The 18,260-nt window shown below is 74.3% G+C and carries 18 protein-coding genes; 12 read left to right on the top strand and 6 right to left on the bottom strand.

Annotated elements, in window-relative coordinates:
- The gene (locus tag D7318_RS06930; protein ID WP_230423491.1) at positions 1–2,208 is read right to left on the bottom strand and encodes a molybdopterin oxidoreductase family protein; all 2,208 of its coding nucleotides are present in this window, start codon (positions 2,206–2,208) and stop codon (positions 1–3) included.
- A 315-nt stretch (positions 2,209–2,523) separates the two neighbouring features.
- Here D7318_RS06930 and D7318_RS06925 point away from each other — a divergent pair, with 315 nt between their 5' ends.
- The 5 genes from D7318_RS06925 to D7318_RS06905 all read left to right on the top strand — a co-directional run bounded on the left by D7318_RS06925 (position 2,524) and on the right by D7318_RS06905 (position 7,530).
- Positions 2,524–3,261, top strand: coding sequence for a sirohydrochlorin chelatase (locus D7318_RS06925; RefSeq protein WP_120695967.1), 738 nt, complete (start codon positions 2,524–2,526; stop codon positions 3,259–3,261).
- Positions 3,262–3,370: 109 nt separating this feature from the next.
- Positions 3,371–3,967: a hypothetical protein gene (locus D7318_RS06920; RefSeq protein WP_147437635.1), complete on the top strand. Its 597-nt coding sequence runs from the start codon at positions 3,371–3,373 to the stop codon at positions 3,965–3,967.
- 30 nt (positions 3,968–3,997) lie between these two features.
- The gene (locus tag D7318_RS06915) at positions 3,998–4,651 is read left to right on the top strand and encodes a class I SAM-dependent methyltransferase (RefSeq protein WP_120695965.1); all 654 of its coding nucleotides are present in this window, start codon (positions 3,998–4,000) and stop codon (positions 4,649–4,651) included.
- A gap of 258 nt (positions 4,652–4,909) precedes the next feature.
- Positions 4,910–6,154: a deoxyguanosinetriphosphate triphosphohydrolase gene (locus D7318_RS06910; protein WP_120695964.1), complete on the top strand. Its 1,245-nt coding sequence runs from the start codon at positions 4,910–4,912 to the stop codon at positions 6,152–6,154.
- A gap of 113 nt (positions 6,155–6,267) precedes the next feature.
- Positions 6,268–7,530 (top strand): NAD(P)/FAD-dependent oxidoreductase, encoded by a 1,263-nt coding sequence (locus tag D7318_RS06905; protein WP_120695963.1) that lies wholly within the window; start codon positions 6,268–6,270, stop codon positions 7,528–7,530.
- Between the two features lie 112 nt (positions 7,531–7,642).
- Here the strand turns inward: D7318_RS06905 and D7318_RS06900 are convergent, their stop codons facing one another.
- From D7318_RS06900 to D7318_RS06890, 3 genes are read right to left on the bottom strand one after another with little or no spacing between them, the layout of a single operon-like run.
- Positions 7,643–8,263, bottom strand: coding sequence for an SRPBCC family protein (locus tag D7318_RS06900; RefSeq protein ID WP_120695962.1), 621 nt, complete (start codon positions 8,261–8,263; stop codon positions 7,643–7,645).
- Positions 8,256–8,606, bottom strand: a complete 351-nt coding sequence (locus D7318_RS06895) for an ArsR/SmtB family transcription factor (protein ID WP_120695961.1) — start codon at positions 8,604–8,606, stop codon at positions 8,256–8,258. The genes D7318_RS06900 and D7318_RS06895 overlap by 8 nt, the downstream gene beginning before the upstream one ends.
- A 58-nt stretch (positions 8,607–8,664) precedes the next feature.
- On the bottom strand, positions 8,665–9,201 hold the full coding sequence (locus tag D7318_RS06890; protein WP_120696102.1) for an NUDIX hydrolase: 537 nt from the start codon (positions 9,199–9,201) through the stop codon (positions 8,665–8,667).
- A gap of 82 nt (positions 9,202–9,283) precedes the next feature.
- Between D7318_RS06890 and D7318_RS06885 the strand changes: the two genes are divergently transcribed.
- Both D7318_RS06885 and D7318_RS06880 read left to right on the top strand, forming a co-directional pair.
- Complete coding sequence (locus D7318_RS06885; protein ID WP_120695960.1) at positions 9,284–9,817, top strand: GNAT family N-acetyltransferase; 534 nt, start codon at positions 9,284–9,286, stop codon at positions 9,815–9,817.
- Positions 9,807–10,292 (top strand): SLATT domain-containing protein, encoded by a 486-nt coding sequence (locus D7318_RS06880; protein WP_120695959.1) that lies wholly within the window; start codon positions 9,807–9,809, stop codon positions 10,290–10,292. The genes D7318_RS06885 and D7318_RS06880 overlap by 11 nt, the downstream gene beginning before the upstream one ends.
- Positions 10,293–10,397: 105 nt before the next feature.
- Here D7318_RS06880 and D7318_RS32695 read toward each other — a convergent pair whose 3' ends face one another.
- A complete protein-coding gene (locus tag D7318_RS32695) occupies positions 10,398–11,171 on the bottom strand; it encodes a hypothetical protein (RefSeq protein ID WP_183091271.1) in 774 nt (257 codons plus the stop codon).
- Between the two features lie 214 nt (positions 11,172–11,385).
- Here D7318_RS32695 and D7318_RS06870 point away from each other — a divergent pair, with 214 nt between their 5' ends.
- From D7318_RS06870 to D7318_RS06860, 3 genes are all read left to right on the top strand, one after another.
- On the top strand, positions 11,386–12,084 hold the full coding sequence (locus D7318_RS06870; protein ID WP_120695957.1) for a TetR/AcrR family transcriptional regulator: 699 nt from the start codon (positions 11,386–11,388) through the stop codon (positions 12,082–12,084).
- Between the two features lie 129 nt (positions 12,085–12,213).
- A complete protein-coding gene (gene dnaG / locus D7318_RS06865) occupies positions 12,214–14,163 on the top strand; it encodes a DNA primase (protein ID WP_120695956.1) in 1,950 nt (649 codons plus the stop codon).
- A 152-nt stretch (positions 14,164–14,315) separates the two neighbouring features.
- Entirely contained in the window at positions 14,316–15,398 is a 1,083-nt protein-coding gene (locus D7318_RS06860; protein ID WP_120695955.1) for an RNA polymerase sigma factor, read from the top strand.
- A gap of 54 nt (positions 15,399–15,452) precedes the next feature.
- Here D7318_RS06860 and D7318_RS06855 read toward each other — a convergent pair whose 3' ends face one another.
- Entirely contained in the window at positions 15,453–16,304 is an 852-nt protein-coding gene (locus D7318_RS06855; RefSeq protein WP_120695954.1) for an SDR family NAD(P)-dependent oxidoreductase, read from the bottom strand.
- 145 nt (positions 16,305–16,449) lie between these two features.
- On the opposite strand from D7318_RS06855, the gene D7318_RS33725 reads away from it, so the two are divergent.
- Positions 16,450–17,334, top strand: a complete 885-nt coding sequence (locus tag D7318_RS33725; protein ID WP_120695953.1) for a helix-turn-helix transcriptional regulator — start codon at positions 16,450–16,452, stop codon at positions 17,332–17,334.
- A 26-nt stretch (positions 17,335–17,360) separates the two neighbouring features.
- Complete coding sequence (locus D7318_RS06845) at positions 17,361–18,257, top strand: class I SAM-dependent methyltransferase (protein WP_120695952.1); 897 nt, start codon at positions 17,361–17,363, stop codon at positions 18,255–18,257.
- Positions 18,258–18,260 lie beyond the last annotated feature (3 nt).

Raw genomic sequence — 18,260 nt, 5'->3', positions numbered from 1 at the left:
CTACGCGGCCCCGCCGTCGGTCTCGGGCCCCGGTTCGGCCCGCTCCACCCGGACCGCGCACACCTTGAACTCCGGCATGCGCGACACCGGATCGAGCGCCGGGTTGGTGACCGTGTTGACGCGCCCCTCACCCGGCCAGTGGAACGGCATGAAAACGGTGTCCGGCCTGATGTCCCCACTGATCCGCGCCGGTGCCACCGCCCGGCCACGCCGCGAGATCACCGCGAGCCGGTCGCCCTCGCCCGCGCCGAGCCGTTCCGCGAGCCGGGGGTGCAGCTGGACGAACGGGCCGGGCGCGGCGGCGTTCAGCTCGCCCACCCGCCGCGTCTGCGCCCCCGACTGGTACTGCGCGAGCACCCGCCCCGTGGTGAGCAGCAGGGGGTACTCCTCGCTCGGCTCCTCCGCCGAGGCCCGGTGGCTCACCGGCGCGAACCGCGCCCGCCCGTCCGGCGTCGCGAACCGGTCGAGGAAGAGGCGCGGCGTCCCCGGGTGAACGTTCTCCCTCGGGTGAACGTTCTCTGCTGGGAGAGCGCTCTCCAAACGGTGAGCGTCTTCCTGCGGGTGAGCGCTCTCCCGGTGGTGAGCGCTCTCCAAGCCCGACCCGTCTCCCGCGCCCGACCCGTCTCCCACCACGCCCTCCGTCGCCGGGCACGGCCAGAACACCCCGTCCTCCCGCGCGATCCGGGCATAGGTGATGCCCGAATAGTCCGCCTTGCCCCCGGCCGAGGCCCGCCGCAGCTCGTCGAAGACCTTCTCGGGCTCGGCCGGGAAACCGCTCTCCCACCCCAGTCGCGCCGCCAGCCCCCGCAGCACCTCCAGATCGCTCCGGCACCCGGGCGGCGGGTCGACGGCCTTGCGGCGCAGCAGCACCCGGCCCTCCAGATTCGTCAGCGTCCCCGTCTCCTCCGCCCACTGCGTCACCGGGAGTACCACGTCCGCGAGCCGCGCCGACTCCGACAGCACCACGTCGCACACGGCCAGGAAGTCGAGCGCCCGCATCCGTTCCTCCACATGCGCGGCGCGCGGCGCCGAGACGACCGGATTGGATGCCATCAGCAGCAGCGCCCGCACCCCGTCGGGGGTGTCCCGGCCGAGCGCGTCGAGGAGTTCGTAGGCGCTGCGCCCGGGGCCCGGCAGCGTGTCGGGGTCGACGCCCCACACCCCGGCCACATGGGCGCGCGCGTCCGGGTCGGCCAGCATCCGGTAGCCCGGCAGCTGGTCGGCCTTCTGCCCGTGCTCGCGCCCGCCCTGCCCGTTGCCCTGCCCGGTGAGACAGCCATACCCGGAAAGCGCTCTCCCAGCCCTGCCGGTCGCGAGGCAGAGGTTGATCCACGCGCCGACCGTGTCCGTTCCCTTGGACTGCTGCTCGGGCCCGCGCGCCGTCAGCACCATCGCGGCCTCGGGCGCGCAGAACATCCGCGCCGCCGCGCGCAGCAGCGGAACGGGCACCCCCGTGATCCGCTCCACCAGTTCGGGCCAGTGCGCCATCGCCGCCGCGCGCGCCTCCTCCCACCCCGTCGTCCGCTCCCCGATGAACGCCTCGTCCGTGCGCCCCTCCGCCACCACCAGGTGCAGCAGCCCGAGCGCCAGCGCCAGATCCGTCCCAGGCCGCGGCGCGAGGTGCAGATCCGCCTGCTCGGCCGTGCGGGTCCGCCGCGGATCGACGACGATCAGCGTGCCGCCGTTCTCCCGCAGCTCGGTGAGGTAGCGCAGCGCGGGCGGCATCGTCTCGGCGAGGTTGGACCCGACCAGCAGGACGCAGCCGGTGCGCGGGATGTCGGCCAGCGGGAACGGCAGCCCCCGGTCGATCCCGAACGCCCGCGTCCCGGCCGCGGCCGCCGACGACATGCAGAACCGGCCGTTGTAGTCGATCTGCGAGCTGCCGAGCACCAGCCGCGTGAACTTGCCGAGCGCGTACGCCTTCTCGTTCGTCAGCCCTCCGCCGCCGAAGACCCCCACCGCGTCGGGCCCGTGTCGTTCGCGGACCGCGGCCAGCCCCTCCGCGACCCGGTCCAGGGCCTCGTCCCACTCCGCGGGGACCAGCTCGCCCCCGCGCCGCACCAGGGGCCCGGTCAGCCGTGCCCCGGTGGCCAGCACGGCGGGGGCGGTGCGGCCCTTGCCGCACAGCGCGCCGCGGTTCACCGGGAACGCGGTCCGCTCCACCACCTCGAGCCCGCCCGCCGCCCCAGGCGCGGGCCGCAGGCCCATCCCGCACTGGAGCGCGCAGTACGGGCAGTGGGTCTCTGTGGTGCGATCCGCCCCCGTGGCCGTCGCCCCTGCCCCCGCCGCCGCGTTCGCCGTCCCCGTCGTGTTCGCCCCCGCCGCCGCGCTCGCCTCCGTGTCCGCCGTGATGCCCGTCATGGGGTTCATCGTGCGACGGGCGTGTTACGCGGCGGCGCCTCCCGCGTTACCCGGCAGGGGCGGCGACCTCAACCCGGTGCGGCGCGCGCGGTGAGGACGGGGGCGGCCAGTGGTGACACTCGCGCAACACCGCCGCAACGCCCGGGGCTCAGGCTGGCGGTTATGCGCAACGCCCGTAGCATCCCGCCCACCCTGGTCGCCGTGGCCCACGGCTCACCCGACCCCCGGGCCCACCGGGCCGTCGAGGCGTTGGTCCGGCTGGTCCGCGCGCTGCGCCCGGGGCTGCGCGTCGAGCTCGGCCACCTGGAGATCGACAAGCCGCTCCTTGCCGACACGCTGGCCCGCCTGCGCGGCGAGGCGGTGCTCGTGCCGCTGCTGTTCAGCAGGGGGTACCACGTCAAACACGACATACCCGCGATCGTCGCGGGCGCCAACTCCCGCCTGAACGTGACCACCGCCGCATGCCTCGGCCCCCACCCGCTGCTGGCCGAGGCCCTGCACAGCCGCCTGCTCGAGGCGGGCCACCGGCGCGGCGACGCGGTGATCCTGGCCGCGGCGGGCTCCCTCGACCCCGAGTCGGCGGCGGGCACCGGCTACACCGCCCAGATGCTCTCCGCCCGCCTCGGCGGCGCCCGGGTCCTCCCGGCCTACGCGTCGGCGGCCAGCCCCACGGTCGCCGAGGCGGTGGAACGCCTGCACGCCGAGGGCCACCGGAGCATCGCGATGGCGTCCTGCTTCGTGGCTCCGGGGCTGTTCAGCACCCGCTGCGCGGAGGCGGCCCCGGGGCCGGTCGCCGCGCCCCTCGCGCCGCACCCGGCCCTGGCGCGGCTGCTCCTGCATCGTTACGACCAGGCGCGCGACACCGCGTTCACCCACCCCGCCCTGGCGAAGACGGCCTGATCCGCGGCGAACCCTTACCCCGACTGCCGTTGCCCGTACGGTGGTTGGTGCAATCTTCGGTGCATCGGGGGGTGTGGTGATCAACGAGGGGGGAGAGCGCTCTCCAGGGGTGAGATCGGACCACGACCGGCTACGGCGGGCCGTGGACGCCGAGGCGCGGGCGCGCTGGCTCGGTGAGCGCTTTCCCGACGGGATCCCACCCCAGTGGTGGAACGCCGTTCTCGGGCTGGTCGAGACGGAGGTCGGCCCGCTGCGGGGGCTGCCCCGCGCGGAGAGCGCCGAACAACTCGCCTTCGCCGCCGTCCTCCTCGCGCAGGCGCCCGCCCTCGGGGGGATCAGCCGATGCGAGGCGGCGGCCCGGCGGGTCAGGCTCGCCGCCATCGCGTGCCGCTACCGGCCACCGCTCGAAGGGCTGCCCCCCGAGCTGACCCCCGACGGCTCGGCCCGCCGCCTCCTGGACGCCCTGCCGCTCTCCCGCCCCCAGGCCCGCGCCGCCGCGCGGCTGAGACGCCACAGGCTGGACAGCGGCGAGGACCGCTACCACGTGCCGGGGGAGCCCATCACGCCAGGCCGGGGCGCCCCCGGAACGCTCACGCCGCTCCAGGAGACGGAGCGGGCCGTCGGGGACCTCCGCTGGGTGGTGGACGCGATCGAGGACCCGGAGGTGCGGGCCGAGGCCGCGGCCTGGCTGGCGCAGCACGACTGAACGCCGGGGCGGCGCGGGTACGGTCCCCGCATGACCAAGTCGCTCGACGCGCCCGGCTACTGGGAGACCACCGGGGCCGCCAAGACGTTCACCCACCCCCTCGACCGCGACCTGCTCGCGGCCCATGTGCCGCGCGGCGCGCGCGTGCTCGACTTCGGGTGCGGCTACGGGCGGCTGACCGCCGAGCTGGTCGCGCTCGGCCACCCGGACGCGCACGGCGTGGACACCTCGGCCGCGCTCGTGCGGCGCGGGCGGGCCGAGCACCCCGGGCTGAGCCTTGAGCACTGCCCGGCGCTGCCGCTGCCGCACGCGGACGGCGCGTTCGGGGCGGCGCTGCTGTTCGCGGTGCTGACCTGCGTCCCCGACGACGCCGCGCAACGGGCCGTCGTCGCCGAGCTGGCCCGCCTCGTCCGCCCCGGCGGGGTCCTGTACCTCAGCGACGTCCCGCTCCAGAACGACCCGCGCAACCTGGACCGTTACCGGGAACAGGCGGAGCGGCACGGCGCATGGGGGGTGTTCGAGATCCCCGACGGCGGCGTCTTCCGCCACCACGACCCCGACCACCTGCGCGCCCTGGTGACCGACCACGGCTTCGCGATCGAGGCCGAACGCCGGGACACGGTCGGCACCCTCGACGGCCACACCGTCGAACGCCTCCAGCTCGTCGCCCGCAGGGCGGGCTGAGCCACTGCCCTGCGGGCCGAGCAAGTGGGAGAGCGCTCTCCCCTGGACGCTCTCCCGCTGGAGAGCACTCTCCCGGTGGACTCCCGTTGGAGAGCGCTCTCCCCGGGGCAGCCCTCTCCCCGGGCAACGCTCCGCTGGGCAACGTTCTCCCGCCGGATAGCTCTGGAGAGCGCTCTCCCTCTCGTGGAGCGCTCTCCAACCGCCCCGGCCCGCCCCCGCGGGCGGCGGGTCGGGCCGGGGGCGGCTACCTTCGTTCGTATGCACGTCGCAGGGTATGACGAGGCCGCCGCCGAGCGGTGGGATCCGGAGGCCGACAAGCGGCCTGGGCGCACCGCGTTCCAGCGGGACCGGGCGCGGGTCCAGCACTCGGCCGCGCTGCGCCGCCTCGCGGGGAAGACCCAGGTCGTCACGCCCGACGACCCCGACCCCGACGCCGCGCCGCGCACCCGGCTCACCCACTCCCTCGAGTGCGCCCAGGTCGGGCGCGACCTCGGGGCCGCGTTCGGGTCCGACCCCGACATCGTCGAGGCCGCGTGCCTCGCGCACGACCTCGGGCATCCGCCGTTCGGGCACAACGGAGAGCGCGTTCTCGACCGGGTCGCCGACGGCTGCGGCGGGTTCGAGGCCAACGCGCAGTCGCTGCGCCTGCTCACCCGGCTCGAGCCCAAGCGCTTCGCGGGCGCGGAGGCGCGTTCGGTCGGCCTCAACCTCACCCGCGCCACCCTCGACGCCGCCACCAAGTACCCCTGGCCGCGCGGCACGAGCCGCCGCAAGTACGGCGTGTACGAGGACGACCTGCCCGTCTTCGCCTGGCTGCGCGCCGGTGCCCCCGCCGAACGCCGTTGCTTCGAGGCACAGATCATGGACTGGGCCGACGACGTCGCCTACTCCGTGCACGACTTGGAGGACGGGCTGCGCGCCGGGCACCTCACCCCCGGGCTGCTGCGCGCGACCGCCGAGCGCGACGAGGTGTTCACCGTCGCCGCCAAGCGGTACGCGCCCCCCGGCACCGAGCACGCCGCGCTCGCGGCGGCCCTCGACCGGCTGATGGCCCAGGAGTGGTGGCCGACGAGCTATGACGGCGGCGCGCTCGCGCAGGCCCGGCTCAAGGACGCGACGAGTCAGCTCATCGGGCGGTTCTGCCTGGCCGCCGAACGCGCCACGCGCGCCAGGTACGGCCCGGGCCCGCTGCGCCGTTACGCCGCCGACCTGGCCGTTCCCGAGGCGACCCGGCTGGAGTGCGACGTGCTCAAGGCGGTCGCCGACGTCCATGTGATGCAACGCCCCGACCAGGAGGCGATCCGGACGCGGCAACGCGCCGTGCTCGGGGAGCTGGCCGAGGCCCTCACCCTCCGCGCGCCCGAGGGGCTCGACGCGCAGTACCGCACGCTGTTCGCCGCCGCGGCGGACGACGCCGAGCGGCTGCGCGTCGTCGTCGACCAACTCGCGGCGCTCACCGACGCGTCCGCGCGCTCCCTGCACGCCCGGCTCACTCGGCCGTGACCTGGCGCGTCGCGCGATGGCGCGGCGCGTACCGCGACGACGTGCCCCCTTCCGGCCAAGCCGCTGGTGGGGCAGGCTCCTTGGGATTGGCGCACCAGATCGGGAGGCACTGCGTGGACGGCACACACCGGACGTTCGTCATCATCGGCGGTGGACTGGCCGGGGCCAAGGCGGCCCAGACGTTGCGGGAGGAGGGCTTCCCTGGCCGGGTGATCCTCATCGGCGACGAGCACGAACAGCCCTACGAGCGTCCCCCGCTCTCCAAGGACTATCTGACAGGCCGGGCCGTCAGGGAGAGCGTTTTCGTGCACCCTCCGGCCTGGTACGCCCACCACCGCATCGAGCTGCACCTGGGCCAGCCCGCCGTCGCGATCGACCGGGCGGCGCAGGAGGTCAGACTCGGCGACGGAACGCGGCTGCCGTACGACGCGCTGCTGTTGGCCACGGGCGCCGAGCCGCACCGACTCGGCATCCCAGGAACGCAGCTGGCGAACGTCCACCATCTGCGCCGCCTCGCCCACTCCGACCACCTGCGGGGCGTGCTCACCGGCACGGCGGGGGCGGGGGAGCCGCTCGTGATCGCGGGGGCGGGCTGGATCGGCCTCGAAGTGGCCGCCGCCGCACGGACGTTGGGCGCCGAGGTGATCGTGGTCGAGCCTGGGCCCACCCCGCTGCACGGCGTGCTGGGGCCTGAAGTGGGGGCGGTGTTCAGTGAGTTGCACCGATTCCACGGGGTGACGTTCCACTTCGGGACCCGGCTTGCGGAGATCACCGGGCGCGACGGGGTGGTCGCGGGTGTCACCACCGAGGACGGCCGTCGGCTGCCCGCGCGGGCCGTGCTCGCCGCGATCGGCGCCGGGCCGCGCACCGCGCTGGCCGAGGGCGCCGGGATCGCGCTCTCCGAGGGCGGCGGCATCGCCGTGGACGCCGCGCTGCGCACCAGCGACCCGGCGATCTTCGCCGCCGGGGACGTGGCTGCCGTGGCGCAGCCCGGCGGCGAGGGCGGCAGGCTGCGCGTGGAGCACTGGGCCAACGCCCTCAACTCCGGTCCCGCGGCGGCCCGTTCGATGCTGGGCCACGAGGTCGTCTACGACCGGGTGCCGTACTTCTTCTCCGACCAGTACGACGCGGGCCTGGAGTACTCGGGCTGGGCGCCGCCGGGGACGTATGACCGGGTGGTGTTCCGCGGGGACCTGGCCAAGCGCGCGTTCATCGCGTTCTGGCTGCGTGAGGGCCGCGTGCTGGCCGGGCTCAACATGAACGTGTGGGACGTGGTCGAGCCGATCCAGCGGCTCGTCCGCGCGGGGCGGCCCGTGGACCCCGAGGCGCTGGCCGACCCGGGGACCCCGCTCGACTCCCTGGTCTCCGGCGACTGATCCGGGACCGAGCGAGCCGGGGCCCGGCCGACCAGACCTCAACCGGCCCGGGGTCCCAATCGGCCGAGGCCCCAACCGGCCCGGGGCCCGGCCGACTCGGGCCCCGCGCCGGTCAACTCTCCTCTGGATCGGGGGCGTAGAAGGCCGCGGTGTTGTCCGCCGAGCGCTTCGCCTCGGCGGCGTCCGCGCCCGACGCCTCGTGCGCCCCGCGCCAGCGCTCGGCGCTGCCGAGGACGAACTCCCTCTCCTCCTTCGCCTCCGTCCCGTCGAGGTGGGCGGCGAGCCCGAGCAGGGCCAGGTCCCAGCCCACCCCGACGGCCCCGGGCCCGTAACGGTCCCAGAACTCCGGGTCGACGACGGCGACATGCTCGAGCTCCAGGAGCGTGCCGCCTTCGCCCTCCGGGGTCAGCCGCAGCGTGACCTCGGACGCGGGGGTGTCGGGGACCTCCTCGCCGTAGATCCAGCTCACCCGCAGCAGCGTCGGCTCCTCGCACGCCAGCACCTCGCCGCGGGCGTTCCCCTCCAACCGGTAGGCGCCGCCCAGCCGTAGCTCGCCGCTGACCGGCGCCAGCCAGCGGGCGAGGCGCTCGGGGGTGGTGCAGGCGTTCCACACGTCGGCGGCGGGGGAGTCGTAACTCCGCCGCAGGATCACCGCCTTGCCCTCGCGGCCGTCGATCGCCGTCGTGGTGACCTTCCGCCGCACGGCGTTGATGCGGTCCAACAGCTCACTCATCCGAGCCCTCCTCGCCCGTTCTCGCCCGGCGCTTCCCGCGGGCCAACTCCGTGCCGAGCGCGTCCAGTCGTTGCTCCCAGAACCGACCGAAGCGGTCGAGCCACCGGTCCACCTCCGCGAAGCGCTCGGGGGCGACGGCATACAGCCGCCGCGTCCCCTCGGCCCGCACCGTGGTGAACCCGGACTCGCGCAGCACCTTGAGGTGCTGCGAGACGGCGGGCTGCGATATCCCGAACTCCGCCCGGACGACGCCCACGACGTCCCCGGCGGGTCGTTCCCCTTCGGCGAGCACCTCGAGGATGCGTCGCCTGACGGGGTCACCGAGTACGTCGAACGCGTGCACGGCGGCAGGCTATCAGCATCGACTTATATAAGCGAAGATGGATATGAATTGGCTCGATTCACCCACGGCCCACCCCCTCGACCAGCAGATACAGCAGCCCGACCAGTGAGCCGCCGCTGATGATCTCGCGGCGGTCGATCATGCCCCTGATCCGGTCGACGGGGATCCACTCGATGCGGTCGGACTCGTTCAGCTCGGTCGGCGGGCCGATGTGTGTCGCGGTGTCCGCGCGGAAGACATGGTGCTGGGCGTCGGTGATGCCGTTGGCGGGCTCGGCGTAGATCAGTGGCCGCATCGGCCCGGGGCGCCAGCCGGTCTCCTCCTCGACCTCGCGCGCCGCCGTCGCGGCCGGGGTCTCGCCCTCCTCGACCAGACCCATGGGCAGCTCCCACGCCCACGCGTCCGTGATGAACCGGTGGCGCCACATCATCAGCACCTCACGGTGCTCGTTCAGCACGACGGCCACCGCGAGGTGTCTGAGGCGGACCACATGGTGGTCGAACCGCTGTCCGTCGGGGAGCTCGACATCGATCAAGCACAAGTTCAGCCAAGGGTTGGTGTACACCTGCCGTTCGCCGTACGTCTTCCAGCGCATGATCATGACCGTAGTCCACAGGGACGCCCCCCACGCCATCCCCAGCGGCCTTCACCCGGACGAGCGCGCGTAGGGTGCGGGCATGACCATCCGCACCGAGGTCGTTCCGCGCGAGGCGGTCCTCGAGCTGCGCTGGCGGGTGCTCCGCCCCGGACACCCGCGTGACGCCGCCGAGTTCGCCGAGGACGCGCGGGACGACGCCTACCACCTGGCCGCGTTCGACGGCGAGGGTGCCGAAGTGCTGGCGTACGTCAGCCTGTTCCCCGAGCCGCTGCCCGGCGATCCGAGGGCCGCCCACCGCATCAGGGGCATGGCCTCGGCGCCCGCCGTGCGCGGACGCGGCTTCGGCGCGGCGCTGCTGGGCGCGGCGGAGGCCGAAGCGGCCCTGCGCGGGGCGGAGTTGCTTTGGTGCAACGGCCGCGTCGAGGCCGTCGGCTTCTATGTGCGGCACGGATTCGCCGTCGTGGGCGAGGAGTTCATGATCGAGGGCGTGGGCCCACACCACGTGATGGCGCGGCCTCTCACTCTCACCGAACGGCCCCCCGCGGAACGGTCACCCGCCGAACGCTCCCTCGCCGAACCGCCCGTCGCGAAGGCCTCCGGCCATGGCGGGTGACGCGCGGGGCGCGGCCGGTGAGCGCTCTCCCGACTCCTGGACCGGCGCCCCCGACCCCCTGCTGGCCCTGGCCCGGCGCGACCTCGCGTTCTACGAGCGGGTCCGCGACAACAACCGCCGCCTCCACCGGCTCGTCGAGCTGGGCGCTCTGGCGGCCGCCTCGGGCACGGTCATCGCCGCGGGGCTCAGGGCCGAGCCCTGGCTGACCGCGACGATCGCCGGGGTGACGCTGTTCTGCACGGGCTTCCGCCAGGTCTTCGGCCCGGGCCCGCGCTGGGCGGTGGCCGGGCAGGCGTGGGACGCGCTGCGCCGCGCGCTCGACCGCTACCAGCTGCTGCCCGAGGCCGAGCGCGACGAGGCGGCGCGGGCCGAGCTGCTCGCGGCGGTCGAGGCGATCCGCGCCGAGGAGACCCGGCAGTGGGCCGAGCGGCAGCGCCAGCAGGCGGCCCCTGGCGAGCCGCCCGCGCTGCCCTGACCCCCGGCTCCTGACCCCCGGCTCCAGGGCCCCGGTTCCGGGGCGCAGGGCCGGGTTCGCGCGCGGGAGTACCCTGGCGGCGAGGGGGCCGTTCGAGTCCCCACTTCAGGAACGGCAGGTGACACCATGGACACGACGCGTACCGCCGACGCGCCGGACACCCCCGACGAGGCGGCCGCCGCGCGGGTGGCCAGGTTCGGGCAGCTGCCGCCCCGCGTCGACCCCGGCGACCTGGTCGAGGAGAGCCCGGTGAGCCCGCCCGCCGACCCGTCGTTCGGCCGGAACCCCGAGACCGACTGGATGCTGCGCTACGCGGGCTGACCCCCGCCCCGGCGCGGCCCCGCGCCCCCGCCCGATCCCGCACCCGACCCGACCTCCTGACCCGCCGAACCCGTCGACCGCGAGGTCGGCGGGCAGCGGCGGCTCGATGAGCAGCCGCCGCACCCGCGCGTTCCGTTCCTCGGGCGCCCCCGCGTCCAGCCACGCGCCCGGGAGCGCGTTGCGCGCGCCGTGGATCGCGGGCAGGTCCGCGCCGTCGGGTGCGATGCCGAACGGGCCGAGCACGTGGCGTTCCAGCCACTCCCGCGCCTCGTCCCCGGGGAGGACCACCTCCCGCGCGCGCGGCCCCATCCCCGCGCTGAGCACGAACGGCGGGCTGAGCGGGAAACGCCTCCCGCAGTCCGGGTGGTGCTCCTTGAGCAGCGACTCGGCGATGTGCCCGGGGTGGCCCTCGTGGGCGACGACGGAGAGCGGGTCGGCGAGGTCGAACGGCAGCCCGCCGTTGACGAACAGCGTCGACCGGCCCCCGCCCTCGTGGTGCCCGGTCGCGAGGAAGCGCGCCTCGGGCACCACCGCGCAGCGCACGTCCTCGTCCGGCATCGTCGGCCAACCGGCCCGCCGGGCGCGGCTCCTCGCCCGCCACCTCCGCCGCCCACGCCGCGGGGCCCCGGTGGATCAACAGCGTTCCGCCGCCTTCCCCCGTCACCGCCCGGTTGACGCGCAGGGCGAGCATCGCGTAATCACGCAGCCAGGACGCGGATTCCGGGGACTCATGTGAGGGTGTTTCCGTACGGCGTACGAAGGGTGGGCGTGGGTGACGAGGCGGCGTGGACAACCGAGCCTCTGGTTCCGGGACGACGGGGGCGGGCGCAGGCCACGGCTGACGCGCGAGCGGATCGTCGAGGCCGCGGTGGAGCTGCTCGACAGCGAGGGCGTGGAGGGTTTCTCCATGCGCCGTCTGGCCGCCCGGCTGCGCGCGGGCACGATGTCGCTCTACTCCTACGTCGAGACCCGCGAGGACGTGCTCGACCTCGCGCTCGACGCGGTGATGGGCGAGATCGCGCTCGAGGACGAGGACGACGTCGACTGGCGCGCCGCGTTGACCCGGCGGATCGAGCAGAGCCGCCAGGTGATGCACCGCCACGTCTGGATCACCACGCTGATCGGCACCCGGCCCCTCATCGGGCCCGCGTCGCTTGCCCGTTCCGACCGCTTCTACGCGACCCTCGCCAGGGCCGGGCTGCCCCCGCTCGAACTCAACGCCGCCGTGAACACCCTCTTCGCCTACGTGCATGGATTTGTCGCCGCCGAGAACGTCTGGCGTTCGACCGTGACCGATCCCGAACATGAGGCGGAGCTGCGCCGTCAGGTGCGCCGCCATGTCCTCGCGCACGCCGACCGCTACCCGGCGCTCGCCCGCGAGGCCGACATGACGGACGGCGACGCCGACGGGGGGTTCAGGCGCGGCCTCGACATCATCCTCGACGGGATCGAGGCCCGACTCGCGGCGTGAGCCCTGCGGCCGTCCCGCCCCCGCGGCCGTCCCGCCCCGCGCGCCCTTCCCGTGCCCCCGCGCGGGCGTCCCGTGCCCAGGGCGACCGTCCGGGCCCCGGGTGTCCGAGGGGCGCCGTAGACTTCTGGCGTGGCGGGCAGGATCAACGACGAGGACGTGAAGTCGGTCAGGGACGCGGTCCCGATCGACACCGTGGTCTCCGAGTACCTTCAGCTCCGCCCCGCGGGCGGCGGGAATCTCAAGGGACTGTGCCCGTTCCACGACGAGAAGTCGCCGTCGTTCCACGTCAGTCCGAGCAAGGGCCTCTACCACTGCTTCGGCTGCCAGGAGGGCGGGGACACCCTCGGCTTCGTGATGAAGATCGAGCACCTGTCGTTCTCCGAGGCCGTCGAGCGGCTGGCCGCGCAGGCCGGGGTCACCCTGCGGTACGAGCAGGGCGGGTACAGCCCGGGGCGCCAGCAGGGCGAGCGCACGCGGCTCATCGAGGCGCACAAGGTCGCCGCCCGCTTCTACGCCGAGCAGCTGGCCACCTCGCCCGAGGCCGAGATCGGCAGGCGCTTCCTCGACGAGCGCTCGTTCGACCAGGCGGCGGCCGAGCGCTTCGGCGTGGGCTACGCCCCCGCGGGCTGGGACCACCTGGTGCGCTTCCTGCGCGGACGCGGCTTCACCGATCTGGAGTTGCTGGCATCTGGCATCGCCCAGGACGGCAAGCGGGGGCCGATCGACCGGTTCAGGGGGCGGCTGATCTGGCCCATCAGGGACATCACGGGCGAGGTCGTGGGCTTCGGCGCCCGCAAGCTCCGCGACGACGACACCGGCCCCAAGTACCTGAACACCCCCGAGACGCCCATCTACCGCAAGTCCCAGGTGCTCTACGGCATCGACGCGGCCAAGCGCGACATCGCCAAGACCAACCGCGCGGTCGTCGTCGAGGGGTACACCGACGTCATGGCCTGCCACCTGGCCGGGGTCACCACGGCGATCGCGACGTGCGGCACCGCGTTCGGCGCCGAGCACGTCAAGATCCTGCGCCGCGTCCTGATGGACAACTCCAGCTCGCACCGCGCCGGAGAGGTCGTCTTCACCTTCGACGGCGACGCGGCCGGGCAGAAGGCCGCGCTGCGGGCGTTCGAGGACGACCAGAAGTTCGCGGCCCGCACGTCGATCGCCGTCTCGCCCGGCGGCATGGACCCGTGCGAGCTGCGGATCGCCGATGGCGACGAAGCCGTGCACAAGCTGGTCGAATCGGCATCGCCGCTGTTCGAGTTCGCCATCAGATCGATCGTCGACCAGCACAATCTGGACACCGCGGAGGGCCGTTCCGCCGCCCTGGAGTTCGCGGCGCCGATCGTCGCCCAGATCAAGGACCAGGCCATCCAGCACGAGTACGCCGTCCGGCTCGCCGGGCTCGTCGGCATCCCCGACGAGGGCTTCGTGGTGCGGCGCATCGGCCAGATCGCGCGCTGGGGGAGGGCGCGCGCCCAGGGCCAGGGCGCCGGTGGACCGGGCGCGCCGCGCGGCCAGGGGGAGCGCAGGGGTAACGCGCCCGCCCCCGTCGCCGCGCCCCCCTCGCCCGTCGGCCCCCCGCTGAACCTCCGCACCCCCGCCTATCTGGCCGAGCGCGAGCTGCTCAAGATCGCCCTCCAGTTCCCCGCGCTGGTCGCGCCGGTCTTCGACGCCTACGGCGAGGACGAGTTCACCGCCGCCCCCTACGCCGTCGTCCGGCGCGTCATCGGCGAGGCGGGCGGCGTCGCGGCGGCCGACGACGCGTTCCTCGACCGGGTGCGCGAGGCCGCGCCCGACGACGCGGTGCGCTCCCTGGTCACCGAGCTGGCCGTCGAGCCGCTGACCCTGCCGCGCCGTCGCCAGGCCGAGGTGGACGTGCACGCCGAGCGGTGCCTGGTGCAGGTCAGGGTGGCCGCCGTCGAACGCCGCATGCGCGACCTCGAGTCAACGGCGCGCCGCGCCGAGGCCCAGAGCGGTAACACCACGGCGGCCGAGGTCCGCCAGGAGCTGTGGGCCCTCGAGCAGTACCGCACGGCCCTCAAGGAGCGCGGCGCCGAGGCGCTCTACGCCTGATCGGCTCCTCGTCGGTGCCTGATCGGTGCTTGATCGGCGCCTGATCGGCCCGGGCGCGGCGGTCGACCGGCGGGCAGCGGCGGGTAGTTGGCCGTCGCCGCTCGGTAGCCACTCCCGGCAAAAAGTGCACGCACGCATCTCGTGGCCGGAGTGTGCCGTACCCCACACTGGGGGCGGTGCCGCTCCCTCCGCTCTCCCTCCGCTCCGCCTGCCGCGATCCCTCTGGAGGCCGCTCCGTGCAGACTTCGACCCTCCCCGCGACCGACACGGCCACCGCACCGCGACCGGAAGTGACCCTGCGGGCCGAGGGAAACGGCGCGACCGGCGACCTCTTCCGCCAGTATCTGCGCGAGATCGGCCGCATTCCGCTGCTCACCGCGTCCGACGAGGTGGAACTGGCCCGGCGGATCGAGGCGGGCCTCTTCGCCGAGGAACGGCTGCTCACGCTGGCGGTCGACGGCACGGTGGACGAGCGACTCGCCCTGGACCTCGACCGGCTGGTGGTGCGCGGCCGCCGGGCCAAACGGCAGCTGATCGAGGCCAACCTGCGCCTGGTCGTCTCGGTCGCCAAGCGGTACATCGGGCGGGGGCTGACGATGCTCGACCTGGTCCAGGAGGGGAACCTGGGCCTGATCCGCGCGGTCGAGAAGTTCGATTACACGCGCGGATTCAAGTTCTCTACCTATGCGACCTGGTGGATCAGGCAGGCCATGTCGCGGGCCATCGCCGACCAGGCCCGCACCATTCGCGTGCCCGTTCATGTCGTCGAGCTGATCAACCGCGTCATCCGCGTCCAGCGGCGCGTCCTCCAGGAGCAGGGCTACGAGCCGACGTCGGAGGAGGTGGCGGTGCTGCTCGGCCTCACCCCGGCCCGGGTCAGCGAGATCCTGCGGCTGGCCCAGGACCCGGTCTCGCTCCAGGCCCCGATCGGCGACGAGGACGACGTCAACCTCGGCGACCTCATCGAGGACGCGGACGTCCTCTCGCCCGCCGAGTCGGCCGCGTTCATGCTGCTGCGCGAGCAGTTGGAGGCGGTCCTGTCCACGCTGGGCGACCGCGAGCGCCGGGTGGTGGAGCTGCGTTACGGCCTGCTCGACGGCCGCCCCCGCACGCTTGAGGAGATAGGCCGCCTGTTCGGCGTGACGAGGGAACGCATCCGGCAGATCGAGCACAAGACGCTCGGCAAGCTCCGCGACCACGCCTACGCGGAACAGCTGCGCGGCTACCTGGACTGAACGCGCCACGCCCCCCGGGCGGTTGACGGGTCGCGGCGCGGTCGCGCGTGCGGCTCAGGGGAAGTTGATCGCCGGGCCCGTGCCCAGGTGGGCGGTCGCGGTGATGTCGCCCTCCACGCGTGCCAGCTTCGCGCGGATCGCCGTCACCGCGTCGTCGCCGAGCGGCAGGCGCAGGGGCGGATCCGGCAGGGCGAGCGTGGCCAGCAGGGCCCGGGCCGCCTTCGCCGGGTCGCCGGGCTGCCTGCCGTCGGCCGCGGCGAGGTTGTCGCGGATCACGCGCACCGTCGCCGCGTAGTCGGGCAGCGGTGCCGCGGTGGCGATCGCGCCGTTGAACTCCGTGCGGAACGCGCCGGGTTCGACGATCAGCACCCGGATGCCCAGCGGCCCCACCTCGGCGGCCAACGCCTCGCTCGCCTGCTCGAGCGCGCCCTTGGCCGCGGCGTACGTGCCCACCCCCGCGAACGCCAGCAGGCCGCCCATGCTGGTGAGTTGGACGATCGCGCCGCCGCGCCGCCGCCGCATCCCCGGCAGCGCGAGCCGCGTCAGCCGCATCGGCCCGAAGAACATCACCTCCATGGCGTGACGGAGTTCGTCCTCCGTCGTCTCCTCCAACGCGCCGACCGTGCCGAACCCCGCGTTGTTCACCAGGACATCGATCCGCCCGAGCGCCGATTCGGCCGCGTGCACGGCCCGTTGACACGCCTCCGCGTCCGCCACGTCGAGCGCGACGACGGTCAGCCGGTCCGGGTGCGCGGCGGCCAGCTCCGCCATCGTCCCGGGGCGGCGCACAGCGGCCACCACCGCGTCGCCCGCGGCAAGCGCGGCCCGGGTGAACGCCGCGCCGAAGCCGCTGTTGGCGCCGGTGATCAGCCAGCCGCGCGTCGCGGAATCGGATGGGGATGACATGACGGGCTCCTCTGCTGTGCCACCGATCTGTGGGGACGACGATGCCGCGCCGCGCACCGCCCCGACATGGGCCGAAGGTGGAAGTCCCTTGCCCGCGCCGGTCGCCCCCGCTTGTATGAGGAGGGTGACCACGGAAACCCGCCCCATGGCCGCGGCACACGCCGTCGTCTCCCACCCCGGCGGCCCCAGGCGGCTGCCGGACGACGAGCCGCTCCCCGCCGAGGACTACCGCCGCCTCTTCGGCGTCCACGAGGCCGTGGACCGCGCCGCCGACCTGCCCGCCTTCCGCGAACGGCTGCTGCGGGCGCTCGAGGAGTGGTTCGGGTACTCGACGATCTCGGTGCTGCACGGGCCCACGATCGGCGACGCGCTGCTCGGCGGCCGGGGCATCAAGTCCGGCTACTCACAGGACTTTCTCGACGCGTACGCCCGCCGCTGGATCACCTCCGACCCTTTCATGACGGCGGAGGCCCACCGGCTGCTCGCCGAGCGCGGCGTGGTGACGCTGCGCGACCTGCGTCCCGAACGGGTGCCGGAGCAACGGGAGTTCGTGGAACGTTTCCTGCGCCCCAACGGCATCCACGACAAGGTCGGCATCGTGATCGACGCGGGCGCCGAGGGCACGTTCTACGTCGGCGTCGTGGTCCGTGGCACCGGGGCTTGGGGTGGGGGCACCTCCCAGGCCGCCGGGGCTTGGGGTGGGGGTACCTCCCAGGCCGCCAGGGCCTGGGGGACGGTCGGCGCACGCGACATCGCGGTGATGCGCGCGCTCGCTCGTCAACTCGCCCCGTTGGCAACGGTGTTGCTCGCCCGCGACCGCGCCGCGGCGGCCGCGTGCCGCGGTCTCGGCCTGACCCCGCGCGAGCGCGAGGTCGCCGGTCTCGTCGCCCAGGGACTGAGCAACCAGCAGATCGCGCGACGGATGTTCATCGGCGTCGGCACCGTGAAGAAGCACCTCACCCGGGCCCTGACGAAGACCGGCACCACGAGCCGCACCCACCTGGCGGCCCGCTGGGCCGAGCACGCCTGAACGGCGGGCGGCATAGCCTGCTCCCCATGCCCGACAACACCGCGCACGCCCGACGCGACGACCTGCCCGATGAGCTCAGGCGGGTGAGCCTGAGCCGGACGTTCGACGAGGACGCCGAGCTGTACGACCGCGCCAGGCCCGGATATCCGCCGGAGATGTACGACGACCTCGCGGACCTCGCGGGGACCCGTCCCGGCAGCCGCGTCCTCGAGGTGGGCTGCGGGACCGGCCAGGCGACGGTGCCGCTGGCCGTGCGCGGCTGCCTGATCACGGCCGTCGAGGCGGGCCCGCGCATGGCCGCGGTCGCCCGCCGCAACCTGGCCGACGCCGGGAACGACGCCGGGAACAGGGCCAGGGGCGGAGCGGGGAGCGGGGCCGGGGACGGGATCACGGCCGAGGTGGTGACCGCCGACTTCGAGAGCTGGCCGCTGCCGGACGAGCCGTTCGACGCGCTCGTCTCGGCGACGGCGTTCCACTGGATCGACCCGGCGGTGCGGGTGGCCAAGGCCGCCGACGCGCTGCGGCCCGGGGGAGCGCTCTCCGTGGTGCGCACCCAGCATGTCAGGGGCGGCACCGAGGAGTTCTTCGTCGAGGTCCAGCGCTGTTACGAGCGCTTCGACCCCGACACCCCGCCGGGGCTCAGGCCCCCCGCGGCCGCCGACATCCACGGCTCGGACCACGCGGACGAGGTCGCGCGCGGCGGTCGGTTCGGCCCGACGGTCTTCCGCCGCTACGAGCACGACCTCACCTACACCACGGCCGACTACCTGGATCTGCTGCGCACCTACTCGGGCCACCGCGCCCTGCCGGGGGCCACGCGCGACGGGCTGCTCGCGTGCGTCGCGGGCCTGATCGACGGGCGGTACGGCGGCCGGGTCACCAAGCGCCACCTCATCGAGCTGGCGGTGTCGCACCTGAGGTGACGC

Source organism: Streptomyces radicis (genome assembly GCF_003626575.1).
Taxonomy (GTDB): Bacteria; Actinomycetota; Actinomycetes; order Streptomycetales; family Streptomycetaceae; genus Streptomyces; species Streptomyces radicis.
The sequence above is the reverse complement of the archived record's forward strand: the minus strand, read 5'-3'. Positions and strand labels throughout refer to the sequence as shown.